The sequence below is a fragment of the Streptomyces sp. 3-6 genome, from assembly GCF_056323165.1.
Genome location: NZ_JBWHZP010000018.1, coordinates 63,548 through 89,048 on the forward strand (window position 1 = coordinate 63,548; position 25,501 = coordinate 89,048).

Genomic DNA, 25,501 nt, shown 5'->3' on the forward strand with positions numbered 1-25,501 from the left:
CTTTGGCGCTGTTCGACGTCCTCAATGTCGCCCATCGACGCTGAGAGGAACCTGAAGCCCCCTGAAGATCTCTTCAGCTTCGCTCTGCGACCCTCGTACGCATGCGCCCACCCGTCCCGCCCGCCGTCCCTCACCCCCTCGCCGGAGGCGTTCCGCGCCGTCCCACCCGACTGCTGATCGTGGAGGACGAGAAGCGTCTCGCCCTGTCCCTCGCCCGGGGCCTGATGGCCGAGGGCTACGCGGTGGACGTCGTCCACGACGGCAACGAGGGGCTGCACCGGGCCTCCGAGGGCATCCACGACCTGGTGATCCTCGACATCATGCTGCCCGGCCTGAACGGCTACCGGGTCTGCGCCGCGCTGCGCGCCGCCGGCCACGACGTGCCGATCCTGATGCTCACGGCCAAGGACGGCGAGTACGACGAGGCCGAGGGGCTGGACACGGGTGCGGACGACTATCTGACCAAGCCGTTCTCCTACGTCGTCCTCGTCGCCCGCGTGAAGGCGCTGCTGCGCCGCCGCGGGCAGGCCGCCGGGGCCTCCCCGGTGCACGTGCACGGGGACCTGAAGGTGGACACCGCCGCCCGCCGGGTCTTCCTGGGCGAGGACGAGGTGACGCTCACCGCCAAGGAGTTCTCGGTGCTGGAGCAGCTGGTGCTGCGGGCCGGGGAGGTGGTGTCCAAGGCGGACATCCTGGAGCACGTCTGGGACTTCGCCTACGAGGGCGACCCGAACATCGTCGAGGTCTACGTCAGCGCCCTGCGCCGCAAGCTGCGCCCGGGCCTGATCAGGACCGTGCGCGGGGCCGGGTACCGGCTGGAGACCTCGTCATGAACCTGCTGTTCGGCTCGGTCCGGGGCCGGGCGACGCTCGGCGCCACCCTGGTGGTCGCCGTGGCCCTCGCCGCCGCCGGCGTGGCCCTGGTCCTGTCGCTGCGCTCCAACCTGATCGGGGAGGCGGGCACCCAGGCGGAGCGTTCCGCCCGCGCGGTGGCGGCCGAGCTGGCCGCCGGGACGCCGTACGACGGTCTGTCGGGGCTGGACGGCGACGACCGTCCCGTGCAGGTCGTGGACGAGGACGGGCGGCTCGTCGCCGGGACCCAGGACCTGGAGCGCATCAGCGGCACGACGACCTCCGAGGTGCGTCCACGGCCCGCCGAGTCCGTCCCCGGCGACGGCGACGGCGACGATGACGACGACGATGACGATGACGACGATGACGACTCGGACGGCGGGCGCGACTCCGCGGAGTCCCTGGAGCCCGGCGAGACCGGCCAGGAGGTCACCTTCACCAACGGCTCCGCGACGATCGACGGGGACACGGAGGACTACCGGTACGCGGCCGTCGACGTGATGACCCCGCGGGGGGAGCGCCTCACCGTCCACGCGGGCGGTCCGCTGGCCGCCGAGCACAGCGCCGTGCGGACGGCGCGCACGGCGCTGCTGATCGGTGTCCCGCTGCTGTCCGGGCTGGTCGCCGTGGTGACGTGGCTGGTCACCGGGCGGGCGCTGCGGCCGGTCGCCGGGATCCGCCGGGAGATGGCCGCGATCACCGCGTCGGAGGACCTCACCCGCCGGGTGCCGGAGCCGGACACGCACGACGAGATCGCCCGGCTCGCCCGCACCACCAACGAGACGCTCGCCGCCCTGGAGGCCGCCGTCGAGCGCCAGCGCCGGTTCGTCGCGGACGCGTCGCACGAGCTGCGCAGCCCGATCGCGTCCCTGCGCACCCAGCTGGAGGTGGCCGCCGCCCACCCCGAGCTGCTCGATCTGGACGGCGCGGTGGAGGACACCGTGCGGCTGCAGCACCTGGCCGCCGACCTGCTGCTGCTGGCCCGGCTGGACGCGGGGGAGCGGCCCTCGGACACCCGGGTCGATCTGGCCGCCCTGGTGCGGGAGGAGGCGGCGGGACGGACCGGTGTGGTGGTGCCGCGGACGGAGCCCGCCGAGGTGGCCGGCTCGCAGGGGCAGCTCGCCCGGGTGCTCACCAACCTGCTGGACAACGGACGCCGGCACGCCCGCGAGACGGTGACCGTCACGGTGCGGCGGGAGGACGGCTGGGCGGTGCTGGCCGTCGCGGACGACGGCGAGGGCGTGCCCGAGGCGGACCGTGAGCGGATCTTCGAACGGTTCGTCCGCCTGGACGCCGCCCGCAGCCGCGACGACGGCGGTGCCGGTCTGGGCCTCGCCATCGCCCGGGACGTCGCCGCACGGCACGGCGGAACGCTCACGGTCGGGGAGGCGCCGACGGGCGGAGCCCTGTTCGAGCTCCGCCTGCCGTTGGCCGGGGCCTGAGGCCCGGCGTCACCTTCGCGCCTGCCGTGCGGGCGGGCGGTCGACGGGAAGGGGCGGCCAGGGCCTCAGGCCCTGGCCGGGCCGCCGGCCGGGGCGCGGCGTGCGGCGGCTGCCGGGGTGTCCGGGAGCGGCCGGGGGTGGCCCAGGTCAGGGGCGCCCGCGCTGCCCGAGGGCCCTGGTCAGGGGCGTCCGCGCTGCCCGAGGGCCCTGGTCAGGGGCGTCCGCGCTGCCCGAGGACCCTGGTCAGGGGCGTCCGCGCTGCCCGAGGACCCTGGTCAGGGGCGCCCGCGCTGCCCGAGGACCCTGGTCAGGGGCGCCCGCGCTGCCCGCGCAGGTGCTCCGCGATGGGCTTGAGCGCCTTGTCGAGTTCGGTCAGGGATTCGGGGGCGAGCAGGTCGATGAAGTGCCGCCGCACGGACGCCACGTGGTGCGGCGCGACCTTCTGCATGGTCTCCATGCCGTGCTCGGTCAGCACGGCGTACAGGCCCCGGCGGTCCGACTCGCAGTTCTCGCGGCGGACCAGGTTCGCGTTCTCCATGCGGGTGATCTGGTGCGAGAGCCGGCTCTTGGACTGCAGGGTGGCGGAGGCGAGGTCGCTCATCCGCATCCGGCGGTCCTCCGACTCGGAGAGGTTCACCAGGATTTCGTAGTCGTTCATCGTCAGGCCGAACGGCTGCAGGTCCTTCTCCAGCTGGTAGGTCAACAGTTTGTTGACTTCCAGATGAGTGCGCCAGGCACACTGCTCCGCATCGCTCAGCCAGCGCGTGGCCGTCTCGGTCTCCATGTATGCAGTCTACCTAAGAAGTTGAAAGACGAACTAGTGAGGGGTTCCGTGTGACTGCGTGCACGCGTTCGATGTCACACTCCGCAGACTACCGCTCACAGTCCGAAGCGACGCTGGAGGTCTCCGAGCTGTCCGGGAAGGCGCGGTCCGCCCGACGCGGGTCCGGCCCCGCCGGAACCACCGCCTCCGGGCACCCCCGGCTGCGCCGGCGGCGCCCCCGTGGCCTGCTCGGGCATCAGGGTCTCCGAGGACTGCAGCAGCACCGTCCCGGCCCCCACGAACTCGAACTGGTGCTCCTCGCCGGACGCTCCGCCGAGGCCCGTCATCGCACGTAGACCGCCCATCACGCCCGTCAGGTAGCCGTGGTCGTAGTGGTGGCACGGAGACGGGCAGTCGGCCCAGCCGACCAGCGCCTGCGGGTCCACCCGGACCGGCGGTTCCATGAACACCACCGGACCGTTGGACGCGGCCACGAACTTTCCGGTTCCGATCAGGGTCAGGAAACCCGGCACGATCGATTGCTTCAGCGACAGACTTGGCTGAAAAGCGAGCAAGTTGCCGGAGCGAATGGTCAGGTTGCCGTCTTCCAGGTCGTACGAATTGACGTCGAAGGCCCGGTCGGCGAGCAGCATCTTGCCCGAGCCCTCCGCCACGACCCAGTCGCTCGCGTGCAGTGGCGAATGGAACGAGGTGCGGACAAGTCGGTCGAGCCGGCCGTGCCCGATGCCGTTGAAATCGATCGACCCGTAGTAGGCGATCATCTTCCCCTTCTGCAGGAACCACTGGCTCCCGGTGAGCTCCACGCAGAACGTGTAGGGGTCGACGTTGTCGTCGGACGGCAGGGTCGTCGGGTCGAACACCGTCGGACCGGCGCCCGGGGTGGGGTGGGTGCTCACAGCTTCTCCTCCGAGGCCTGGACGTAGACCGCACCGCTGCCGCTCAGCTCCAGCTGGAACGCCTCGCCCGAGCCGCGGCCCATCATGTCCCGCCAGCCGAGGGCGGTCGACAGCCTGTTGCGTACGTCACCGTGGTGGGCGACGTACGCCTGCGGGTCCACGTGCACGGGCCGCTGCGGGGTGATCGGGACCTCGATGACCCCGCCGTGGGCCATGACGGCGACGGCGCCGTGGCCGCGCAGGGTGGTGGTGAACAGCCCCTGCCCGGAGACCTGGCCCCGCACCACGCCCATCACGCCGCCCTGCGAGCCGAGGAAGACGGTGCCCTGTTCCAGCGTGCCCTCGAAGGCCAGCAGGCGGTCCGCCTCGACGTAGAGGGTGTCGCCGGAGAGGTTGATCACCTGGATGTGGTGGCCGCCGTGCCCGAACAGCACGGTGCCGCTGCCCTCGACGGTCATCAGCGGCGTCGCCTCGCCCGTGACCCGCCGTCCGATCATCGACCGCACCCCGCCCTGGCCGCCGGTCAGGTTGGGGGTGAAGGAGACGTCCCCCTGGTAGGCGAGCATCGCGCCGCGCTGGCTGAACAGTCTCCGGCCGGGCGTCACCGTCGCCCGGATCATCTTGGAGTTGATCTCCTCGAAACCCATGTCACACGTCTCCCGCGATCGTGTTCCGCTCGCTGGGCTGCACGTAGACCAGACCGTCGCCCTCGAAGCGGATCTGGAACGCCTCGCCGCCGCCCTCGCCCAGCAGCGTGCGGAAGGTCACACCGGACTGCAGCGACTGCCGCAGGTTCCCCCGGTGCGCCACGTACGCGCCGGGGTCGACCGTCAGCGGGTACTGGGGGCTGACCTGCAGCAGGACCGCCGGCCCGTCCGACATGACCGCCACCTGGCCGTGCCCCTCGACCGTCGTGGTGAACAGCCCGTTGCCCTGCGAGGCTCCGCGCAGCCCGGTGAAGGTGGTCCCGGTGCGCAGCCCGGTGTCCGTCGCGAGCAGGTTGCTCGACTCGACGTGGAGCGTGTCGCCCTGGAGCCCGACGAGCGTGATCTCGGCGGCCCGGTCGGCGAACCAGCAGGTCCCGTTGCCCTTCACCTCCATCACCGTCATCTGCTCACCGGTCAGCCGCCGGGTCACCATGCCCCGGATGCCCTCGCCGCCCCCGGTGAGCTTCTTGAACGTCATCTCGCCGTCGTACGCGACCATCGAGCCGTTCTTCGCCTTCACGGCATCCCCGGTCATGTCGACGGCGAGCACCTTGCTGCTCTGAAGTCGGAACATCGCCACGTCGGTGACCGTAGCCGGACTTCTCCCCTTCCGGACAGGTCCGTGTGCTCCCGGTGGACCCCGTCCGTCGATCGCGGAGGACGTTTGCCAGAATGGGGGCACGCTTGTGCGTGCGTTCACAAATCGTCAGACCGTCGACGCCGACGTCTCTCCCATCGAAGGTGACCCGTGGACCTCAAGACCGCCGCCGCCCTCCGCCGACTCCGCCTGGTCTCGGGCCCCGAGGCGATCTCCTTCCTCGTCCTGCTCGTCTGCTCGGTCCTGAAGCGGACCACCGACTTCAACGCGGTCCCGGTCATGGGCGCGATCCACGGCCTCCTGGTCGTGCTCTACCTGATCTTCTGGGCCGACGCCTGGAACCGCGCCAAGTGGTCGCTGAAGACGGCCGTCTTCTACTTCCTGATGATGGTCCTGCCCACCGGCGGCTTCTTCGCCGAGCGCCGGCTCAAGCGCGAGGCCGAGGACGCCGTCATCGCCTCCCGCGCCCGCACCGAGGGAGTCGTGAGCGCGTGATCGTCGCCTTCTCCGTGACCCCGCTCGGGGTCGGCGAGGACGTGGGGGAGTACGTCGCCGACGCCGTGCGGGTGGTCCGCGAGTCCGGGCTGCCGAACCGCACCGACGCGATGTTCACCTCCGTCGAGGGCGAGTGGGACGAGGTGATGGACGTGGTGCGGCGCGCGGTGGCCGCCGTCGAGGCGCGGGCGCCCCGGGTCTCCCTGGTCCTCAAGGCGGACATCCGGCCCGGGGTGAGCGACGGGCTGACCTCCAAGGTCGAGACCGTGGAGCGGCACCTGACCGCCCCCGGCGGAGCCGACCGGGCCTGACCCGGCCCGCGGGGCGGCCCGCCCGACCCGACATGGCCCGGCCCGGGGCCGCCGGGGGCGCGGTCACGGGCCGGCCCACGAGCGGGTGACGCCCGTTCCGACACCCCGCCCCGCGCCCTGGGGCGCCCCACCCGTCGCGGACGGTGCCGGGCAAGCACCCGCTGGACCACCGGGCCGAGGTCCTCGCGCGCGGCCACCGGGACACCCACGTGCGCCGGAGCGGCGGGGCCGCGTCCGTCGGGCCGTCGCCGGGCGCTCGCTCCACGCCGGGGGCGAGGCGAGGGCGACCGAAGCGCGAGACGGAGCTGACCGCCATATGACCGGCCGATAGGGTCGGCACCGTGCCGAAGCCGCTCAGTCTCTCGTTCGATCCCATCGCCCGCGCCGACGAACTCTGGAAGCAGCGCTGGGGAAACGTGCCCTCCATGGCCGCGATCACGTCGATCATGCGCGCGCACCAGATCCTGCTGGCCGAGGTCGACGCGGTGGTCAAGCCCTACGGGCTCACCTTCGCGCGCTACGAGGCGCTGGTGCTGCTCACCTTCTCCAAGTCGGGCGAACTGCCGATGTCCAAGATCGGCGAGCGGCTGATGGTGCATCCCACGTCCGTGACGAACACGGTGGACCGCCTGGTCCGCTCGGGCCTGGTCGCCAAGCGTCCCAACCCCAACGACGGCCGCGGCACCCTGGCGGCCATCACGGACAAGGGGCGCGAGGTCGTCGAGTCCGCCACCCGCGACCTGATGGCCATGGACTTCGGCCTGAGCGCCTACGACGCCGAGGAGTGCACCGAACTCTTCGCCATCCTGCGCCCCCTGCGACTGGCGGCGGGGGACTTCGAGGGGGATTGACGTCACGTCAACCAGGGGTGCCGCCTACTCCTTGACGGTGGGCTCCGGCGCTCACGAGCCGCAGAAACGCTCGGGCACTTCTCCCGCGCTGGGATCCTGGCAACCGGCCTTCAAGCGGAAGGCCGGCCTCCACGCCGATCGTCAGGGAGCCCTCGCATGCGTGTTCGCCGTATCGTCCGTCGTCTGTCCGCCTCCGTCACCGTGCTCGCACTCTGCGGCCTGGCGACCCTGGGCACGGCGGGTGCGGCTCATGCGGGCGCCACCGGGTCCAGTGCGATCGGCACGTTCTCGTACCAGGTGCGGGGGGCCACGGTGACGGTGCCCGTCGGCTGCTTCCTGACCCACGCCATCTCCGGCTCCGGGAAACGGATCACCAGCCAGCTCGCGGGCGTCGACTGCATCGGCGTCGCGGCGACCTTCTCCCGGTTCTGCAACTGGCGGATCGACTTCGCCTACGCCGACACCCACGGCAGGACGTACCGGACCTCACGCGGGGCGACGCACGCCGACTGCGACGGCGCGCCGCTGCGGCGGGCCGGAGCGCGGACCCTGCCCTCGTACGGAAAGGCGTGCGCGAAGCTCCACATCAACGGCACGCTGCGGACCACGCAGTGCCACTACATCACCAAGTGAGGTGGTGTCGCCGAAGCGGAGGTCAGGCCGTCGCGGGAGTGGCGTCGGCGTCCTTGGCGATCAGCGGCTCCGCCTCGCGGGTCACGCGCCGCTCGACGAAGAAGGCCGCCGTGGGGACGGTGCCGGCGAGCAGCACCCACAGCTGGCGTCCGACCGGCATCTTCATCTTGCTGCCGAGGTCGAAGGCGAAGATCAGGTACAGCACGTACAGCCAGCCGTGAGCGATCCCGACCACGGTGACGAAGCCGTCGAAGCTGCTCATGCCCAGCAGGCGCTTGCCGATCACGCCCACGGTCAGCAGGACCAGAAGGACGGCGGTGACGTGGGCCATCACCCGGTAGCGGGTCAGGACGCTCTTCTTCATGGCCCCGAGGGTAGCCGGTGCGGTGTCGGCCTCCGTACACCCGTCCTGGCGTGCACCGCTGTCCTTTAGTAGGACGTCCTAGTAAATTCGACGGTATGGACGCTCACGCCATCGAAGAGGGCCGCCGGCGCTGGCAGGCCCGGTACGACAGCGCGCGGAAGCGGGAGGCCGACTTCACCACCCTGTCCGGGGATCCGGTGGAGCCGGTCTACGGGCCCCGGCCGGGCGACACCTACGAGGGGTTCGAGCGGATCGGGTGGCCCGGGGAGTTCCCCTTCACCCGGGGGCTGTACCCGACCGGCTACCGGGGGCGGACGTGGACCATCCGGCAGTTCGCGGGGTTCGGCAACGCCGAGCAGACCAACGAGCGGTACCGGACGATCCTGCGCAACGGCGGGGGCGGACTGTCCGTCGCCTTCGACATGCCGACCCTGATGGGCCGCGACTCCGACGACCCGCGGTCCCTCGGCGAGGTCGGGCACTGCGGGGTGGCGGTCGACTCCGCGGCCGACATGGAGGTCCTGTTCCGGGACATCCCCCTCGGTGACGTGACGACGTCGATGACCATCAGCGGGCCCGCGGTGCCCGTCTTCTGCATGTACCTGGTCGCCGCCGAGCGGCAGGGCGTCGACCCCGCCGTGCTCAACGGCACGCTCCAGACGGACATCTTCAAGGAGTACATCGCGCAGAAGGAGTGGCTGTTCCCGCCGGAGCCGCACCTGCGCCTGATCGGCGACCTGATGGAGTACTGCGCGGCCGGCATCCCCGCCTACAAGCCGCTGTCCGTCTCCGGTTACCACATCCGCGAGGCCGGGGCGACGGCCGCGCAGGAGCTCGCCTACACGCTCGCCGACGGTTTCGGATACGTGGAGCTGGGGCTCAGCCGCGGGCTGGACGTCGACGTCTTCGCGCCCGGGCTGTCCTTCTTCTTCGACGCGCACGTCGACTTCTTCGAGGAGATCGCCAAGTTCCGTGCCGCCCGGCGCATCTGGGCGCGCTGGATGCGGGACGTGTACGGCGCGCGCAGCGAGAAGGCGCAGTGGCTGCGGTTCCACACCCAGACCGCCGGCGTCTCGCTGACCGCCCAGCAGCCGTACAACAACGTCGTGCGCACGGCCGTGGAGGCGCTGGCCGCCGTGCTCGGCGGGACCAACTCGCTGCACACCAACGCCCTCGACGAGACCCTCGCCCTGCCCAGCGAGCAGGCCGCCGAGATCGCCCTGCGCACCCAGCAGGTGCTCATGGAGGAGACCGGCGTCGTCAACGTCGCCGACCCGCTGGGGGGCTCCTGGTACGTCGAGCAGCTCACCGACCGCATCGAGGCCGACGCGGAGAAGATCTTCGAGCAGATCAAGGAGCGTGGCCTGCGGGCCCACCCGGACGGGCGGCACCCGGTCGGGCCGGTCACCTCCGGCATCCTGCGCGGCATCGAGGACGGCTGGTTCACCGGCGAGATCGCCGAGTCCGCCTTCCGCTACCAGCAGGCGCTGGAGAAGGGCGACAAGCGGGTCGTCGGTGTCAACGTCCACACCGGGTCGGTCACCGGGGACCTGGAGATCCTGCGGGTCAGCCACGAGGTGGAGCGCGAGCAGGTGCGCGCCCTCGGCGAGCGCCGGGCGGCGCGGGACGACGCGGCGGTCCGCTCGGCCCTGGACGCGATGGTCGCGGCGGCGCGTTCCGGTGCAGGCATGATCGAACCGATGCTGGACGCGGTACGGGCCGAGGCCACCCTGGGCGAGATCTGCGGGGTGCTGCGGGACGAGTGGGGCGTCTACACCGAGCCGGCGGGTTTCTAGGAGTCTCCACTGAGCCCTCCTGACACGGGCCGGGGCGGGCGCCGCCGGCTCCGCCCGCGCCGTCCGGCTCCCGGCGGGACGCGGGGTCCGTCGGCTCCGCCTACGCGGCCGGGGCGGCGGCCAGGCCCGACAGCATGACCCGGGTGAAGGACCGCACCCACTCCCCGTCGGCCGGCGCCGCGCTCACCAGGGTCCGGTGCACCACGGCACCGGCCACCATGTCGAAGATCAGGTCCACCGTGCGGGCGGACTGCTCCGGGTCCGTCTCGGGCGGCAGCTCGCCCCGGGCCTGCGCCCGCGCCCGCCCGGTGCGCACCAGTCGTTTCTGCCGCTCGACGATCGAGGAGCGGATCCGCTCGCGCAGCGCCTCGTCCCGGGTGGCCTCGGCGACCACCGCCATCAGCCCGCTGCGGGCCTCCGGGCGGGCCAGGATGGCGGCGAACTGGTGCACCACGCCCTCGATGTCGGCGGCCAGCGAACCGCGGTCGGGCAGGCACAGCTCGTCGAAGAGTTCCGCGACCGCGTCCACGACCAGTTCGTTCTTGCCCGCCCAGCGGCGGTAGAGGGTGGTCTTGGCGACCCCCGCACGGGCCGCGACGTTCCCCAGGGTGAGCCGCGACCAGCCGAGCTCGACCAGGGCCGCACGCGTGGCGGCCAGGATCGCGGCGTCCGCGTCGGCGCTGCGCGGACGCCCGGTGCGGGCGGCGGGGGTGCGGCTCTGCATGGCACGACCTTAGCCACCGGCCGGTTCCGTGCGTCCGTGAGAGAGATCACCGCGCGGGGCTACTCCGCGCCGCCCCCGTACCGTTACGCTACGACCCGTAGCGAAAGCGCGCGCAGACCGGCGCGCCCGAGCGACGACCACCCGGGGCCCCGAGGGGCCCACCGGGCGCGGGGTGGGGACCCGGCGCCCAACAGCACACGTACGCCTGGCTTTCCGGGCGCTTTTCACACGCACGCGCGGTACGGGGGAGGATAGACCCATGCAGCCACGGAACATGTCCATGAGCGGGGTCGTCGACCTCGCCGCGGTGAAGGCGGCCCAGGAGGCCAAGGCGAAGGCGGAGCAGGCGCGCGCCGAAGCGGCCCGGCAGGGTGGCGGGGGTGCCGTCTCCCCGGCCGACCTCGTCATCGACGTCGACGAGGCCGGGTTCGAACGCGACGTCCTGCAGCGCTCCACCGAGGTCCCGGTCGTCATCGACTTCTGGGCCGAGTGGTGCGAGCCCTGCAAGCAGCTCAGCCCCGTCCTGGAGCGGCTCGCCGTCGAGTACGACGGCCGTTTCCTCCTCGCCAAGATCGACGTCGACGCCAACCAGATGCTGATGCAGCAGTTCGGCATCCAGGGCATCCCCGCGGTCTTCGCGGTGGTGGCCGGGCAGGCCCTGCCACTCTTCCAGGGCGCCGCCGGCGAGGCGCAGATCCGTCAGACCCTCGACCAGCTGGTGCAGGTCGCCGAGCAGCGCTTCGGCCTGACCGGCCTCACCGTCGACCCCGAGGCCGAGCCGGGCGGTGCCTCCGGTCCGGCCGCGGCCGAGGTGCCGGCGGGGCCGTACGACGCCCTCCTGGAGGCGGCCGTGCAGGCGCTGGACTCCGGTGACCTGGGCGGTGCCGTCCAGGCGTACCGGAACGTGCTCGCCGAGGACCCCGGTCACCCGGAGGCCAAGCTGGGCCTGGCGCAGGCCGAGTTGCTCCAGCGTGTGCAGGGCCTGGACCCGCAGAAGGTGCGCGCCGAGGCGGCCGAGAAGCCGGGCGACGCCCGGGCGCAGATCACCGCCGCCGACCTGGACCTGGTGGGCGGTCACGTGGAGGACGCCTTCGGCCGCCTCATCGAGACGGTCGGCCGGACGGCGGGCGACGAGCGGGAGGCGGCGCGCGTGCGCCTGCTGGAGCTGTTCGAGGTCGTCGGCGCGGAGGATCCGCGGGTGACCGCGGCCCGCAGGGCGCTGGCCCGCGCCCTGTTCTGAGCGGCGACGAGCGGACGGATCGGTCGAGCGGGGCTGATCGGGTCGTGCTGATCGGGTCGTGCGGTACTGAGCGCACGGGTCGGACCGGCGGGACCGGTCGCACTGATCGCTTCGATCGGACTGATCGCACTGGTCGGACCCGGCGGGCCGAGCGGGCCCGGCGGGCCGATCGACCGGGCACCCGGGCCGGACGGATGAATTGTCCGGTTCCGGGCCCGTGGTGCCCGAGGGGAAGACTGGCCGACGGGTGTCCGTGCGACCTCGTTTTGCCAAAACTTGGCAATCGTGCCGGCTGTTACTGCGAGTAAGTCGCGGGCTCCGGTCTGTCGGTTTCTGTCCATCGATCAATAGTTTTGTGCGCCCCCGCCAGGACACCCAGCGTCGCCGGACGGGGCCGCTGGGTCGTCCCGCGGTTATCCGGCCGTTACTAGCGAGTAACGAACCCCCTTGTGCGGGCGGCGAGAATGCACCACGATCGGCGACGCTCGGTCCCTTCCCTCCCCCCGGCAGCCGGTCGGGTCAGGGAGATCCTGGGTCCCCACCGAGCAGGGCCGGCGGCCGTCGCCACCGGCTCTTGGACAGGGGGGTCTTCGTCCAGCCGGCGAAGCCTGTCCAGCAGGTTGTGCGTGATACGTGTCAGGCGCGACCAGTGGTTGTCGCTCGGGGGTGATCGCCGGTGATTCGGGCGCCAAGTGCGCCGCCGAGTGCGGGCGCTCCCCTTCCGAGGACGTAGCACTTCTCCCATCCCTGTCCGGCCGTCCGCCCACTGGCGGCGCGTCAGGACAGGAGATGTACGTCCGAGAAGGAGGAAATATGGAGTCCCAGGTGCGTGGCGGGACCAGATGGAAGCGGTTCGCTGTGGTCATGGTGCCCAGCGTGGCCGCCACGGCAGCGATAGGTGTCGCCCTCGCGCAGGGTGCTCTCGCCGCTTCGTTCAGCGTGTCCGGCCAGTCGTTCAAGGTCACCACGAAGGAGCTCGTCGGTACGGGCTTCTCGCAGTACGGCGCCCTTGACGAGGGGTACACCCTCACCGGCAAGAAGACGGTCCACCCCGTCGCGGTCTCGGCGTTCAAGTCGGCGACCATCAAGAGCCTGTGCCAGTCGGTCGTCACCCCGAACATCCCGGTGCTCGGGAACGTCAGCCTGATCCTGCGCGCCGGTGACGGTGCTCAGCCGGTCGAGGCCGAGAACCTGTACATCGACGTCGCCGACCTCAACGCCGATGCCACGTTCACGAACATCGACATCGGTGTGGCCGCCAAGGACGCCAACAAGGGTCCGGGCATGAAGGGCGGCAGCGAGCAGGCCAACCCGTACGGGTTCGCCCAGCAGGCCGACAAGGCCGTCCTGAAGGACGTGAAGCAGACGGCGTGGGCGACCACCGCCGGAACCTTCAAGCTCAGCGGCCTGAAGATGTCGCTCTCGACGGGTGTCAAGGAGTGCTACTAAGCACTCCTTGACGGGCGGGGGAGCCGGTGGCGCCCCCGCCCGTCCACCTTCCCGCCGCGCGTGGTCACGCGCGGCGCACATCACCACCACAGCAATGCCGTACCAGGGAGCTGTTTTCCATGAGCGCCGAGACTCCTGCCGCCACCGGCCAGTTCACCCGCCGAAGGCTGCAGTTCCGCGCCTGGCGGGGCGAACGGCCGTTCTGGGCCGGGTTGTTCGTCCTGCTCGCCGGACTCCCCATCGCCTACTTCCCGTACGCCAACCTCCAGATCGGACACCTGACGCTCGCCATGGCGACCACGGCGGGCGCCGGGTCGCTGATCATCGGCGTGCTGCTCGTCGTCCTCGGCGTCAGCCTCTGGTTCCAGAAGCACGTCCGGGTCTTCGCGGGAGTCGCGGCGATCCTCCTCGGGCTCGTGTCCATCCCCGTGTCCAACTTCGGCGGCTTCCTCATCGGCTTCCTGCTCGCCCTGATCGGCGGAGCGATGGCCGTGGCCTGGGCGCCCGGCGTGCCGCCCGCGGAGCAGCCGCCGGCGGACCGCGGGGTCACGGAGTCCGCCCCGGAGGCCGCGGCGGACGAGACCACGGCCCTGCCGCCGGCCGAGGGCCCCGCGGCGGTGGGCGAGCCGAACGATCTGTCAGGAACGAGCCCGGGGAACGGGGCGAACGGGAGGCACAGTGCCGGCTGACGAGGCGACCCGCGGGTCCGACGCGGAGAAGTCCCGCGCGAGAACCGGGCCGCGGCACGCGGCACCCAGGAAGCCGCTGTTCACCCGCTTCCACATGCCGGCGGGCAAGGCGATAGCCATCGCGGCGATGCCGACCGCCGTCCTGATGGGCATGGGGTTCACTCCGACGCTCGCGCAGGCGGACGACCAGCCGACCTCCCGGAGCCTGACCGCCGACGAGTTCAAGGACTGTCTGGCGGCCCTGGAGGAGGCCGAGAAGGAGGGCGACCAGGACGAGAAGGACGGCGACGACGCCTCCGCCTCGCCCACGCCGTCCCCCTCGGCGAGCGCCACCGACGCGCCCGCGGAGGACACCGGCGAGCCCGCCGCGTCCGCCGTCGGGGACGGGAAGGGCGCCGAGACGGGCGCGCGGAAGGGCGGTGCCTCTTCGCCGGATTCAGGTTCCGACGACAAGGCCGAGCCCGCTCCCGCCCCGTCCGCGAACGCCGAGGAGACCGGGGCGCCGGCCGAGCCGGAGCCCTCCCCGTCGGAGACCGACCGCAACGTCCTGGAGAAGATCGGCGACGCCCTCAAGGACGCCTTCACCCCCAAGGACAAGGACGAGGAGGCCGAGGAGAGTCCGGCCCCGTCCGCGAGCGGCGACCCGGCCGAGGACCCGGCCGGTGCCGCGAAGGAGTCCGCCGCGAGGACGGCGGACCCGTCCGCCGGGAAGCCGGGCGCGTCCGAGGAGGCCGCCGGCGATCCGGCCGGGGCGGACCAGGGCGCCGGCGGTGCGGCCGAGGAGTCCGGCGAGCCGGAGGAGGAGGCCACCGGGACCCCGGAGGCCGAGGCCACCCCGTCGCCGAGCCCGTCCGAGTCGTCCGGCACGGACCTGGAGGACTGCCCGGTCGCCACGGACGCCGAGGGCGGTGTCGACAACACGGTGCCGCTGCCCGACGATCCCTGGTTCCTCAACGCCAGTTCGCTGCTGCTGAAGGGCGCCGACTACAAGGGCATCGTCCAGGTGCGCACGGCCGACGGCAGCACCAAGAAGGTGCTGAAGTACGTGGTCTCCGGCGGCACCGACATCGGTGACCTGCACCAGACGGTCGAGGACAAGCAGTCCGGCAAGACCTACCACGTGCAGGCGGCGAAGGGCTCGACGTCCACGATCCGCGACGGCGACACCATCATGTACACGGAGAGCATCTCCGGGAAGCTGCTCGGGCTGATCCCCATCACCTTCGACCCGGAGCACCCGCCGCCGCTGAACATCCCGCTGATCTACTTCACCGACGTCACGGTGCAGCAGGCCGGCCAGTTCGGCGGGACCCTGCACATCCCCGGGCTGCACCAGTTCGTGGACTGACGGCCGGCCGTCACCCTCCCGTCGTCCGCCCGGAGGGCGGGCCGTGCGGCGAGAGCGCGTGCCGGGCGCCGCGCGGCGGACGGACACCCGACGACGGTGTCCGGGGCCGTGCCCTTCCAGGCCCGCCGACCCCTGCCGCGGACCCCGCACACGCGCCGACGGCGCCCCCGATCACCGGGGGCGCCGTCGGCGTCGTACGGCCGCGTCACGCTCAGGAGGTCGCCTCGCCGAGGTGGTGCACCCGCACCATGTTGGTGGTGCCGGGGACACCGGGGGGCGAGCCGGCCGTGATGATCACGACGTCGCCCTCGCCGAAGCGGTTGAGCTTGACCAGTTCCTGGTCCACCAGGTCGACCATCTCGTCGGTGCTGTTCACGAACGGCACCACGTGCGGCTCCACGCCCCAGCTGAGCGCGAGCTGGTTGCGGGTGGACTCGTCGGTGGTGAACGCCAGGATCGGCTGCGCGACCCGGTAGCGGCACAGGCGGCGGGCCGTGTCGCCGGACTGGGTGAAGGCCACCAGGCCCTTGCCGCCCAGGAAGTCCGCGATCTCGCAGGCCGCGCGGGCCACCGAACCGCCCTGGGTGCGCGGCTTCTTGCCCGGCACCAGCGGCTGCAGGCCCTTGGACAGCAGCTCCTGCTCGGCCGCCTGGACGATCTTCGACATGGTCCGCACGGTCTCGATCGGGTAGGCGCCGACACTCGACTCGGCCGACAGCATGACCGCGTCCGCGCCGTCCAGGATCGCGTTGGCCACGTCCGACGCCTCGGCGCGGGTCGGGCGGGAGTTGGTGATCATCGACTCCATCATCTGGGTCGCCACGATCACCGGCTTGGCGTTGCGCCGGCAGAGCTCGATCAGGCGCTTCTGCACCATGGGGACCTTCTCGAGCGGGTACTCGACGGCCAGGTCGCCACGGGCGACCATGACGCCGTCGAACGCCATCACGACGTCCTCCATGTTCTCCACCGCCTGCGGCTTCTCGACCTTGGCGATGACGGGGACCCGGCGGCCCTCCTCGTCCATGACGCGGTGCACGTCGGCGACGTCCTTGGCGTCCCGGACGAAGGACAGCGCGACCAGGTCGCAGCCCATCCGCAGCGCGAACCGCAGGTCCTCGATGTCCTTCTCGCTCAGCGCCGGCACGTTCACAGCCGCGCCGGGCAGGTTGATGCCCTTGTGGTCGGAGATGACACCGCCCTCGATGACGATCGTCCGCACCCGGGGGCCCTCGACGTCCAGCACCTTCAGCTCGACGTTGCCGTCGTTGATCAGTACCTGGTCGCCGCGGTTCACGTCGCCCGGCAGGCCCTTGTAGGTGGTTCCGCAGATCGTCCGGTCGCCCGCGACGTCCTCGGTGGTGATGGTGAACTCGTCACCGCGCACCAGCTCGACGGGACCCTCCGCGAAGGTCTCCAGACGGATCTTGGGGCCCTGGAGGTCGGCGAGCACACCGATGGCCCGGCCGGTCTCCTTGGCGGCGGCCCGGACACGGTCGTACCGGCCCTGGTGCTCGGTGTGGGTGCCGTGGCTGAAGTTGAAGCGGGCCACGTTCATGCCGGCTTCGATCAGGGCGACGAGCTGCTCGTGGGAGTCGACCGCGGGGCCGAGGGTACAGACGATTTTCGAACGGCGCATGGGGCGATCCTATCCGTTTGTTTCGCTCCGGAATATTCCGTCTGGCGGAAAATACAAATGAGAAAGGCGACGCTCAATTGTTCTTTCCGACCAGGGCGTAGGTCTGCGTGGCAATCTCCCTTTCCTCGTCCGTCGGTACCACGGCGACCGCGACCCGCGCACCCTCGGGCGAGATCAGCCGCGCCCCGTCACCGCGCGCCGCGTTCCGCGCGCCGTCGACCGCCAGGCCGAGCCCTTCCAGGCCCTGAACGGCAGCCTCCCGCACCGGGGCCGAGTTCTCGCCCACGCCGGCGGTGAAGGCCACCGCGTCCACCCGTCCGAGGACGGCGCAATAGGCACCTATGTATTTCTTCAGTCGGTGAATGTAGAGGTCGAAGGCGAGCTTCGCCTCTTCGTCGCCCTCGTCGACCCGGCGCCGGATCTCCCGCATGTCGTTGTCCCCGCACAGCCCGACCAGACCGCTCCGCTTGTTCAGGAGCGTGTCGATCTCGTCGGCGGACATGCCGCCCACCCGCATCAGGTGGAAGATGACGGCCGGGTCCATGTCCCCGGACCGCGTACCCATCACCAGGCCCTCCAGCGGCGTCAGCCCCATGGAGGTGTCGACGCACCTCCCGCCCCGCACCGCCGAGGCGGACGCCCCGTTGCCCAGGTGCAGCACGATCACGTTCACCTCCTCGGGCGCCTTCCCGAGCAGCCGCGCCGTCTCCCGCGAGACGTAGGCGTGCGAGGTGCCGTGGAAGCCGTAGCGGCGCACCCGGTGCTCGTCGGCGGTCTTCACGTCGATCGCGTAGCGGGCCGCCGCCTCCGGCATCGTGGTGTGGAACGCGGTGTCGAAGACGGCCACCTGCGGCAGGTCGGGGCGCAGGGCGCGCGCGGTCCGGATGCCGGTGAGGTTGGCGGGGTTGTGCAGCGGGGCCACCGGTATGAGCCGTTCGATCTCGGCGCACACGGCGTCGTCGATCAGGGTCGGCTCGGTGAAGCGCAGCCCGCCGTGCACCACCCGGTGCCCGATGGCGGCCAGGTCGGGTGAGTCCAGCCCCAGCCCGTCCTCGGCCATCTCCTCGGCCATCGCCTTCAGCGCGGCCTCGTGGTCGGGGATCCGGCCGGTGCGCTCCCGGGGAGCGCCGCCCGTCGCCAGCGGCACGTGCCGGACCAGCGAGGTGCGCTCGCCGATGCGCTCGACCAGACCGGTGGCCAGCCGGGCGCCGTCGCCCATGTCGAGGAGTTGGTACTTCACCGACGACGAGCCGGAGTTGAGGACGAGCACACGGGCCGGACCGGCCGGGCGGCTCCCGCCGGACGGGACGGAGGAGGAGGGACGGGACGGACTCACGGGTGGGACGCCTCTTCGTTGTCGGACGCGTCGTCGGACGCGTGCTTCGCCGGGCTCTCGGACGGGCTCTCGGACGGGGACTGGGCCTGGATCGCCGTGATGGCGACGGTGTTGACGATGTCCTGCACCAGGGCCCCCCGGGACAGGTCGTTGACCGGCTTGCGCAGGCCCTGGAGCACCGGGCCGACGGCGATCGCCCCGGCCGAGCGCTGCACCGCCTTGTAGGTGTTGTTGCCGGTGTTCAGGTCGGGGAAGATCAGCACGCTCGCCTGCCCGGCGACCTCCGAGTCCGGCAGCTTGGTCGCGGCCACCGACGGCTCCACGGCCGCGTCGTACTGGATCGGCCCCTCGATCCTCAGGTCGGGCCGGCGGGCGCGCACCAGCTCGGTCGCCCGGCGCACCTTGTCGACGTCCGCGCCGGAGCCGGACGTGCCCGTCGAGTACGACAGCATCGCGATCCGCGGCTCCACCCCGAACCGGGCCGCCGTGACCGCCGACTGCACGGCGATGTCGGCGAGCTGCTCCGCGTCCGGGTCCGGGTTGACCGCGCAGTCGCCGTAGACCAGCACCTTGTCGGCCAGGCACATGAAGAAGACCGAGGAGACGATCGAGGCGTCCGGCCGGGTCTTGATGATCTCGAAGGCGGGCCGGATGGTCGCCGCCGTCGAGTGCACCGACCCGGACACCATGCCGTCGGCCAGGCCCTCCTGGACCATCAGGGTGCCGAAGTAGTTCACGTCGGAGACCACGTCGTACGCCAGCTCCTCGGTGACGCCCCGGTGCGCCCGCAGCCCCGCGTACCGGGCGGCGAACGCCTCCCGCAGCTCGGAGACGGCCGGGTCGATCAGCTGCGCGTCACCGAGGTCGATGCCCAGGTCGGCGGCCTTCTTGCGGATGCCGTCCACCGGCCCGAGCAGCGTCAGGTCGCACACCCCGCGGCGCATCAGCACCTCGGCCGCGTGCAGCACCCGTTCCTCGGTGCCCTCCGGCAGCACCACCCGCCGCCGGTCGGAGCGGGCCTGTTCCAGCAGCGAGTGCTCGAACATCATCGGGGTGACCCGGTCGCTGCTGGGCGCGGAGACGCGGCGGCTCAGCTCCCCGGTGTCGGCGTACCGCTCGAACAGGCCGAGCGCGGTCTCCGCCTTGCGCGGGGTGGCCGCGTTGAGCTTGCCCTCCAGGGAGAACAGCTGCTCGGCGGTGGGGAAGCTGTTGCCGGGCACCGACAGCACCGGGGTGCCGGGCGCGAGGCGGGCGGCGAGGGTGAGGATCGCCTCGCCGGGCACCTCGTCGAGGGTGAGCAGCACGCCCGCTATCGGCGGCGTCCCGGCGCTGTGCGCGGCGAGCGCCCCCACCACCAGGTCGGCGCGGTCGCCGGGGGTGATGACCAGGCTGCCGGGCTGCAGCGCGGCGAGCAGGTTGGGCAGCATCGCGCCGCCGAAGACGAAGTGCAGGGCGTCCCGGGACAGCCCGGAGTCGTCGCCGAGGACCACCTGGGCGCCCAGCGTCTGCGCGATCTGGGAGACGGTGGGCGCGGCCAGCGCGGGGTCGTCCGGGACGACGTAACAGGGCACCGGCAGCCGGGTGGTGAGCCGTTCGGCGATCTCGTCGCGGTCCTCGGGGGCCACCCGGTTGACCACCACGGCGAGCACGTCGCAGCCGAGGGTGTCGTAGGCGCGGTAGGCGTTGCGGGTCTCGGCGCGCACCGACTCGGCGGTCTGCCGCCGCCCGCCGACGACCGGGATCACCGAGGCGCCGAACTCGTTGGCGAGCCGGGCGTTGAGGGACAGCTCGTCCGGGAACTGGGTGTCGGCGTAGTCGGTGCCGAGGACCAGGACGACGTCGTAGTCCCGGGCGACCCGGTGGAAGCGGTCGACGAGCGTCGACACCAGCTCGTCGGTGCCCCGCTCGGCCTGGAGCGTCGACGCCTCGTGGTAGTCCATGCCGTAGACGGTGGCCGGGTCCTGGGTGAGCCGGTAGCGGGCCCGCAGCAGCTCGAACAGGCGGTCCGGACCGTCGTGCACCAGGGGACGGAAGACGCCGACGCGGTCGACCTGCCGGGTCAGGAGCTCCATCACTCCCAGTTCGACGACCTGGCGGCCGTCGCCGCGGTCGATGCCGGTCACGTACACGCTGCGGGTCACGCGCGCTCTCCGTTCCGTCGGGTGTCGGCGGTGGTTCCGGGGCCGCCCCGGAGCGCCCGGAACCAGCCGGGCGGCGAACGGGACAGCCCTCCTGACCGTACCCTCGCCGCCCGGCCGGACGCCCCTCCGTCCGGCCCGGCCGGGAGGGGCGTCCGGCCCGGGGAGGACCGGTCCGCCGCGCGGCATGAAACAATCGGGGTTGGCTCACCGGTATCGACAGCGACCAGGAGACACAGCACGATGCGCATCGGAGTTCTCACCGCAGGCGGCGACTGCCCGGGGCTGAACGCAGTGATCCGGTCCGTCGTGCACCGGGCCGTCGACAACTACGGCGACGAGGTCATCGGCTTCGAGGACGGCTACGCCGGTCTCCTCGACGGCCGCTACCGCACCCTCGACCTCAACGCGGTCAGCGGCATCCTGGCCCGCGGCGGCACCATCCTCGGCTCGTCCCGCCTGCAGCGGGACCGGCTCCGCGAGGCGTGCGAGAACGCCTCGGACATGATCCGCGACTTCGGCATCGACGCCCTGATCCCGATCGGCGGCGAGGGCACCCTCACCGCGGCGCGCATGCTGTCGGACGCGGGCCTGCCGGTGGTCGGCGTGCCCAAGACCATCGACAACGACATCTCCTCCACGGACCGCACCTTCGGCTTCGACACCGCCGTCGGCGTCGCCACCGAGGCGATGGACCGTCTGAAGACCACCGCCGAGTCCCACCAGCGCGTGATGGTCGTCGAGGTGATGGGCCGGCACGCGGGCTGGATCGCCCTGGAGTCCGGCATGGCCGCCGGCGCCCACGGCATCTGCCTGCCCGAGCGGGCCTTCGACCCCGGGCAGATCGTCAAGATGGTCGAGGAGCGCTTCGCCCGGGGCAAGAAGTTCGCGGTCATCTGCGTCGCCGAGGGCGCCCACCCCGCCGACGGCACCATGGACTACGGCAAGGGCGAGATCGACCAGTTCGGCCACGAGCGCTTCCAGGGCATCGGCACGGCCCTGGCCCGCGAGCTGGAGCGGCGCCTGGGCAAGGAGGCCAAGCCGGTCATCCTCGGTCACGTCCAGCGCGGCGGTGTGCCGACGGCGTACGACCGGGTGCTCGCGACCCGCTTCGGCTGGCACGCGGTGGAGGCCGCGCACCGGGGCGACTTCGGGCGGATGACCGCGCTGCGCGGCACGGACATCGTGATGGTCCCGCTGGCCGAGGCGGTCACCGAGCTGAAGACGGTGCCGACGGACCGCATGGACGAGGCCGAGTCGGTCTTCTAGGGGCTTCTGGACGGGCCCCCCGACAGCACGGGCCGGACGTCCGCCCGGGGCGGACCCGGAGGGACGGCCCCGGACGGCCGGCCCCGCAGGGGCTGCTGCGCGGGGGTTCGCCGTCCCGGTGGGCGTCGCACCGTGGAGGCCGGGAGCGCCGGGAGGCGTGCGCCGGTCAGCCGTACCCGGCCGCCGTCCAGAAGTGCTCGACGATCCGGTCCAGGAACGCGCGGCCCTCCTCGCCCGCGTCGCCGCTGCCGCCGCCCCAGCTGAGGGTGGCGGCCATGTGGCCCTGGTAGTCCTGGTGCAGGCGCTGGAGCACGCGCTCCAGCAGCCGCCGCTCCAGCGGCACGATCCGCGCCACCGGCCGCACGTACGCCTGCCAGCGGGTCGTGGCCGCGTTCCGCAGCAGCTCGGCGAGTCTCGCCTCCCGCCCGGTGACCGCGATGTGGTCGGCCAGGGACAGCGAGAGCACCGCGGCGAGCGCGGTGGCCTGCCGTTCGGAGCCGCGCCACTGCCCCGTCTCCTCCATCCGCAGGTACGCGTGGATCTCCTGCCCGACGGCACGGGCCACGTCCTCGGGGGCCAGGCCCCGCGCGATGCGGTGCTCGCGCAGGGTGCGCGGACGGCCGATCAGCTCACCCGGCGAACACCACAACACCCCTGCCAGGGCGGTGAGTTCGGTGGCGGACGGCGCGGCGAGCCCGCGCTCCCAGCCGAGGACGAGGTCCGGCGTGACGTGCGGGAGCCCGTAGGAGACACGCAGGGTGTGGGCGATCTGGGCCGCGTCCATGCCGAGGGCGGAACGCAGGCGGCGGGCGGCGGCGGCGTTGAACGGCGGGGCCTGCCGGGGGCCGGAGGGCGGGAGGCGGTGCGGTCGGGCGGTAGGTCGGGGCACGGCCCACAAGCTAGGCCCGGCGGGCGGCGGTGACTACGGTCGGTTCGGCCAGGATCACTCATGGTGCGAAGCTACGACTACCGGCGGGTCGCCCCGTGCGGCGGACGCCCGCGCCGGCCGGCCGCGGGTCCCGTGGGCCGAGCCCGTCCGAGGAGAACCGCAAGCTCATCGGGCATATGCGCGGTCTTCGGCGTCGCCGGGGCTCCCACGGCGGTTCGAGCGGCTGTACGGTCGCCGTCGCGCGGCTCGTACCCCCGTGCGCCCCGCGGCCCCCACCCACCTCCGGGACGGCGTCCGCCCGGCGGCGCAAACCGGACCCGGCGCGCGGCCGACGGCGTGCGCGCCTCCCGCGAACCGGCGCGCGCCCCGGGGGTGACGCGAGGACCGCGCCGTCCGGGCCCCGCCTCACGACCGGCGCCCACCCCGCCGTTCCACGGCCGGCGCGTCACCCCGTCCCGGAACGACACACCGGGGGCCGCCGCGGAGATCCGTCGGAAGCCCCTAGGGCCGCCGCCTCACCCACCGGTACTGGAGCTCCGGCCTGCCCACGGTGCCGTACTGCGGGCGCCGGGCCGCGTGTCCCGCCTCCACCAGGTGCTCCAGGTACCGGCGGGCGGTGATCCGGGAGATGCCCACCGCCTCCGCGACGCCCGCCGCGGTCATGCCCTCCCCGGCGTCGCGCAGCGCCACCGTGACCCGCTCCAGGGTCGGAGCGCTCAACCCCTTGGGGAGCGCGGCGGGGCCGGGGGCGCGTAGGACGGCCAGGGCGCGGTCGACCTCGTCCTGTCCGCTGGCCTCGCCCGCCGCCGCGTGGAACTCGGCGTAGCGGACCAGCCGGTCCCGCAGGGTGGCGAAGGTGAACGGTTTCAGCACGTACTGCACCACCCCCAGCGACACGCCCTCGCGCACCACGGCCAGGTCCCGCGCCGAGGTCACCGCGATGACGTCGGCCTGGTGCCCGGCCGCCCGCAGCGAGCGGGCCAGCTGGAGTCCGTGCACGTCCGGCAGGTGCAGATCGAGCAGCAGCAGGTCGACGGCGGTGCGTTCCAGCGCGCGGCGGGCCTCCCCGCCGGTGTGCACCTTGCCGACGGCCGTGAACCCGGGCACCCGGCCGACGTACATCACATGGGCGTCGGCGGCGACCGGATCGTCCTCCACCACGAGCACCCGGATGGGCCGGCCGCTCATGCGCCGCCTCCCGCACCGACCGGCGCCGCACCGTCCACGGCCGTCCCCCGCCCGGAGCGCCCGGACCGGGCGGCCGGCGCGGCCCGCAGCGGGAGCCGTACCTCGAACACCGCGCCGCCGTCGTCCGGCGAGGTCACCGCCAGCGATCCGCCGTGGCGCGCCACCGCCTGCCGGACCAGCGCGAGCCCCAGCCCGCGCCCGCCCGGCCCCGCGGGCTTGGTGCTGAAGCCGCGCTGGAACAGCGTCTCGGCGTGCTCCGGATCGACGCCCGGCCCGGTGTCCCGGACGCTGAGCACCAGCTCCGCGTCCGGCCGGGGCGGCTCCTCCGCCGGCCGGGCCGGCTCCGCGTGCTCCCGGTTCGGCTCCGCGTCCGGCCGGGTCAGCGCCGTGACCGTCACCCGGGGCGGCGTGCCGCCCTGGGCCGCGTCGACGGCGTTGTCGATCAGGTTGCCGAGGATGGTGACCAGGTCCCGGGCGGGCAGCGAGTCCGGCAGCAGCCCGTCGTCCAGCCGGCTGTCGCCGGACACCACCAGCTCCACGCCCCGCTCGTTGGCCTGGGCCGTCTTGCCCAGCAGCAGCGCCGCCAGCACCGGCTCGCCGACCGCCGCCACCACCTGGTCGGTGAGCGCCTGCGCCAGCTCCAGCTCGGCGGTCGCGAAGTCCACCGCCTCCTCGGCCCGGCCCAGTTCGATCAGCGACACGACCGTGTGCAGCCGGTTCGCCGCCTCGTGCGCCTGGGACCGCAGCGCCTGCGAGAAGCCCCGCTCCGAGTCCAGCTCGCCCATCAGGGACTGCAGTTCGGTGACGTCCCGCAGGGTCACCACCGTGCCGCGCCGCTCCCCGCCCGAGACCGGTGAGGTGTTCACCACCAGGACCCGCTCCTCGGTCAGGTGCACCTCGTCCACCCGCGGCTCCGAGGCGAGCAGCGCCCCCGTCAGGGGAGCGGGCAGCCCCAGCTCCGCGACCGGTCGGCCCACCACGTCCTCCTCGTCGGCCACGCCCAGCAGGACCCGGCCGCCGTCGTTGATCAGCGCGACACGGTGCTGCCCGTCCAGCATCAGCAGGCCCTCGCGCACGGCGTGCAGCGCGGCCTGATGGTAGTCGTGCATGCGGCTCAGCTCGGTCGCGTTCATGCCGTGGGTGTGCCGGCGCAGCCGCGCGTTGATGACGTACGTGCCGATCGCGCCGAGGCCGAGGGCGCCGGACGCGACCACGAGCAGCGCCGTGAGCTGCCCCCGGGCGCGCTGGCTGATCTCCTCCACCCGTATGCCCGCGCTGACCAGGCCGATGATCCGGTCCCCGTCCCGGACGGGGGTGACCGCCCGCACGGACGGGCCGAGCGTACCGGTGTAGGTCTCGGTGAAGGTGCGGCCCTCCAGGGCGGGGGCGGTGTGGCCGCGGAAGGGCAGACCGATCTCGCCGGGATCCGGGTGGGTCCAGCGGATGCCCCGCGGGTTCATGATCGTCACGAAGTCGATGTCGGTGTCCCGCACCACCGCCAGCGCGTACGGCTGGAGCGCCGCGGAGGGGTCGGCCGAGCGGATCGCCTCCCGGACGGAGGGCGAGTCGGCGACCGACAGGGCCACCGCCGTGGCCTGGTCGCCCGCGGCCTCCTCGGCCTGGCTGCGGTCGCTGACGAAGCCGAACACCGCGTACCCCACCACCAGGACCGCGATCAGCACGGCCTGCATGGCGAACAGCTGGCCCGCGAGGCTGCGGGGCCGGGGGAGGGGCAGACGCATCCCGTCAGTGTGCCTTCCGGTCCCGCGATGAACTAAATGAACGGAAGGGTGACCGCGCTCACAGGGCGGGACATAGTCACGGCGTTCCCCCGAACTCCATCCCCCGGACGTGAGCCGCACGC

24 protein-coding genes are annotated in these 25,501 nt (G+C 72.6%); 12 read left to right on the plus strand and 12 right to left on the minus strand.

Features of this window, described 5'->3' with window-relative positions:
- Nucleotides 1-101 precede the first annotated feature (101 nt).
- Nucleotides 102-833 (plus strand): response regulator transcription factor, encoded by a 732-nt coding sequence (locus AC02VZ_RS21765; RefSeq protein WP_432058477.1) that lies wholly within the window; start codon nucleotides 102-104, stop codon nucleotides 831-833.
- Entirely contained in the window at nucleotides 830-2,293 is a 1,464-nt protein-coding gene (locus AC02VZ_RS21770; RefSeq protein WP_476476173.1) for a sensor histidine kinase, read from the plus strand. The genes AC02VZ_RS21765 and AC02VZ_RS21770 overlap by 4 nt, the downstream gene beginning before the upstream one ends.
- A 307-nt stretch (nucleotides 2,294-2,600) precedes the next feature.
- Here the strand turns inward: AC02VZ_RS21770 and AC02VZ_RS21775 are convergent, their stop codons facing one another.
- From AC02VZ_RS21775 to AC02VZ_RS21790, 4 genes are all read right to left on the minus strand, one after another.
- Entirely contained in the window at nucleotides 2,601-3,077 is a 477-nt protein-coding gene (locus AC02VZ_RS21775) for a MarR family winged helix-turn-helix transcriptional regulator (RefSeq protein WP_432058475.1), read from the minus strand.
- A gap of 95 nt (nucleotides 3,078-3,172) precedes the next feature.
- Entirely contained in the window at nucleotides 3,173-3,973 is an 801-nt protein-coding gene (locus tag AC02VZ_RS21780) for an AIM24 family protein (protein WP_476476174.1), read from the minus strand.
- Nucleotides 3,970-4,620, minus strand: a complete 651-nt coding sequence (locus AC02VZ_RS21785) for an AIM24 family protein (protein ID WP_476476175.1) — start codon at nucleotides 4,618-4,620, stop codon at nucleotides 3,970-3,972. Before AC02VZ_RS21785 ends, AC02VZ_RS21780 begins: the two co-directional genes overlap by 4 nt.
- A 1-nt stretch (nucleotide 4,621) precedes the next feature.
- Complete coding sequence (locus AC02VZ_RS21790; RefSeq protein WP_476476176.1) at nucleotides 4,622-5,254, minus strand: AIM24 family protein; 633 nt, start codon at nucleotides 5,252-5,254, stop codon at nucleotides 4,622-4,624.
- Between the two features lie 174 nt (nucleotides 5,255-5,428).
- On the opposite strand from AC02VZ_RS21790, the gene AC02VZ_RS21795 reads away from it, so the two are divergent.
- From AC02VZ_RS21795 to AC02VZ_RS21810, 4 genes are all read left to right on the plus strand, one after another.
- Nucleotides 5,429-5,773, plus strand: a complete 345-nt coding sequence (locus AC02VZ_RS21795) for a DUF3817 domain-containing protein (protein WP_432058472.1) — start codon at nucleotides 5,429-5,431, stop codon at nucleotides 5,771-5,773.
- Nucleotides 5,770-6,084, plus strand: coding sequence for an MTH1187 family thiamine-binding protein (locus tag AC02VZ_RS21800; protein ID WP_432058471.1), 315 nt, complete (start codon nucleotides 5,770-5,772; stop codon nucleotides 6,082-6,084). The genes AC02VZ_RS21795 and AC02VZ_RS21800 overlap by 4 nt, the downstream gene beginning before the upstream one ends.
- Before the next feature lie 341 nt (nucleotides 6,085-6,425).
- Complete coding sequence (locus AC02VZ_RS21805; RefSeq protein ID WP_403641917.1) at nucleotides 6,426-6,935, plus strand: MarR family winged helix-turn-helix transcriptional regulator; 510 nt, start codon at nucleotides 6,426-6,428, stop codon at nucleotides 6,933-6,935.
- A gap of 156 nt (nucleotides 6,936-7,091) precedes the next feature.
- Nucleotides 7,092-7,568 carry a hypothetical protein gene (locus AC02VZ_RS21810; RefSeq protein WP_476476177.1) on the plus strand — a complete coding sequence of 159 codons (477 nt, stop codon included), beginning with the start codon at nucleotides 7,092-7,094 and terminating at the stop codon, nucleotides 7,566-7,568.
- Between the two features lie 22 nt (nucleotides 7,569-7,590).
- On the opposite strand, the gene AC02VZ_RS21815 is transcribed toward AC02VZ_RS21810, so the two are convergent.
- A complete protein-coding gene (locus AC02VZ_RS21815) occupies nucleotides 7,591-7,932 on the minus strand; it encodes a DUF3817 domain-containing protein (protein ID WP_432058469.1) in 342 nt (113 codons plus the stop codon).
- 95 nt (nucleotides 7,933-8,027) lie between these two features.
- Between AC02VZ_RS21815 and AC02VZ_RS21820 the strand changes: the two genes are divergently transcribed.
- Nucleotides 8,028-9,728, plus strand: a complete 1,701-nt coding sequence (locus AC02VZ_RS21820) for an acyl-CoA mutase large subunit family protein (protein ID WP_432058468.1) — start codon at nucleotides 8,028-8,030, stop codon at nucleotides 9,726-9,728.
- Nucleotides 9,729-9,828: 100 nt separating this feature from the next.
- On the opposite strand, the gene AC02VZ_RS21825 is transcribed toward AC02VZ_RS21820, so the two are convergent.
- Nucleotides 9,829-10,452 carry a TetR/AcrR family transcriptional regulator gene (locus tag AC02VZ_RS21825; protein ID WP_432058467.1) on the minus strand — a complete coding sequence of 208 codons (624 nt, stop codon included), beginning with the start codon at nucleotides 10,450-10,452 and terminating at the stop codon, nucleotides 9,829-9,831.
- Between the two features lie 259 nt (nucleotides 10,453-10,711).
- Between AC02VZ_RS21825 and AC02VZ_RS21830 the strand changes: the two genes are divergently transcribed.
- From AC02VZ_RS21830 to AC02VZ_RS21845, 4 genes are all read left to right on the plus strand, one after another.
- On the plus strand, nucleotides 10,712-11,692 hold the full coding sequence (locus AC02VZ_RS21830; protein WP_476476178.1) for a tetratricopeptide repeat protein: 981 nt from the start codon (nucleotides 10,712-10,714) through the stop codon (nucleotides 11,690-11,692).
- Nucleotides 11,693-12,505: 813 nt separating this feature from the next.
- Entirely contained in the window at nucleotides 12,506-13,141 is a 636-nt protein-coding gene (locus AC02VZ_RS21835; RefSeq protein WP_432058465.1) for a DUF6230 family protein, read from the plus strand.
- A gap of 119 nt (nucleotides 13,142-13,260) precedes the next feature.
- Nucleotides 13,261-13,830 (plus strand): DUF6114 domain-containing protein, encoded by a 570-nt coding sequence (locus AC02VZ_RS21840; RefSeq protein ID WP_476476179.1) that lies wholly within the window; start codon nucleotides 13,261-13,263, stop codon nucleotides 13,828-13,830.
- Nucleotides 13,820-15,178: a hypothetical protein gene (locus AC02VZ_RS21845; RefSeq protein ID WP_476476180.1), complete on the plus strand. Its 1,359-nt coding sequence runs from the start codon at nucleotides 13,820-13,822 to the stop codon at nucleotides 15,176-15,178. The genes AC02VZ_RS21840 and AC02VZ_RS21845 overlap by 11 nt, the downstream gene beginning before the upstream one ends.
- A gap of 211 nt (nucleotides 15,179-15,389) precedes the next feature.
- Here AC02VZ_RS21845 and pyk read toward each other — a convergent pair whose 3' ends face one another.
- The 3 genes from pyk to pta all read right to left on the minus strand — a co-directional run bounded on the left by pyk (nucleotide 15,390) and on the right by pta (nucleotide 20,294).
- Nucleotides 15,390-16,817, minus strand: coding sequence for a pyruvate kinase (pyk, locus tag AC02VZ_RS21850; protein ID WP_476476181.1), 1,428 nt, complete (start codon nucleotides 16,815-16,817; stop codon nucleotides 15,390-15,392).
- A 73-nt stretch (nucleotides 16,818-16,890) separates the two neighbouring features.
- Nucleotides 16,891-18,087 carry an acetate kinase gene (locus AC02VZ_RS21855; RefSeq protein WP_476476191.1) on the minus strand — a complete coding sequence of 399 codons (1,197 nt, stop codon included), beginning with the start codon at nucleotides 18,085-18,087 and terminating at the stop codon, nucleotides 16,891-16,893.
- Between the two features lie 62 nt (nucleotides 18,088-18,149).
- On the minus strand, nucleotides 18,150-20,294 hold the full coding sequence (gene pta, locus AC02VZ_RS21860; RefSeq protein WP_476476182.1) for a phosphate acetyltransferase: 2,145 nt from the start codon (nucleotides 20,292-20,294) through the stop codon (nucleotides 18,150-18,152).
- Between the two features lie 240 nt (nucleotides 20,295-20,534).
- Here pta and AC02VZ_RS21865 point away from each other — a divergent pair, with 240 nt between their 5' ends.
- On the plus strand, nucleotides 20,535-21,560 hold the full coding sequence (locus tag AC02VZ_RS21865) for an ATP-dependent 6-phosphofructokinase (protein WP_432058461.1): 1,026 nt from the start codon (nucleotides 20,535-20,537) through the stop codon (nucleotides 21,558-21,560).
- A gap of 166 nt (nucleotides 21,561-21,726) precedes the next feature.
- On the opposite strand, the gene AC02VZ_RS21870 is transcribed toward AC02VZ_RS21865, so the two are convergent.
- The 3 genes from AC02VZ_RS21870 to AC02VZ_RS21880 form a co-directional block, all read right to left on the minus strand.
- A complete protein-coding gene (locus AC02VZ_RS21870) occupies nucleotides 21,727-22,449 on the minus strand; it encodes a helix-turn-helix domain-containing protein (RefSeq protein ID WP_432058460.1) in 723 nt (240 codons plus the stop codon).
- 501 nt (nucleotides 22,450-22,950) lie between these two features.
- Entirely contained in the window at nucleotides 22,951-23,637 is a 687-nt protein-coding gene (locus AC02VZ_RS21875; RefSeq protein WP_476476183.1) for a response regulator, read from the minus strand.
- A complete protein-coding gene (locus AC02VZ_RS21880) occupies nucleotides 23,634-25,379 on the minus strand; it encodes a sensor histidine kinase (protein WP_476476184.1) in 1,746 nt (581 codons plus the stop codon). The genes AC02VZ_RS21875 and AC02VZ_RS21880 overlap by 4 nt, the downstream gene beginning before the upstream one ends.
- Between the last annotated feature and the right edge of the window lie 122 nt (nucleotides 25,380-25,501).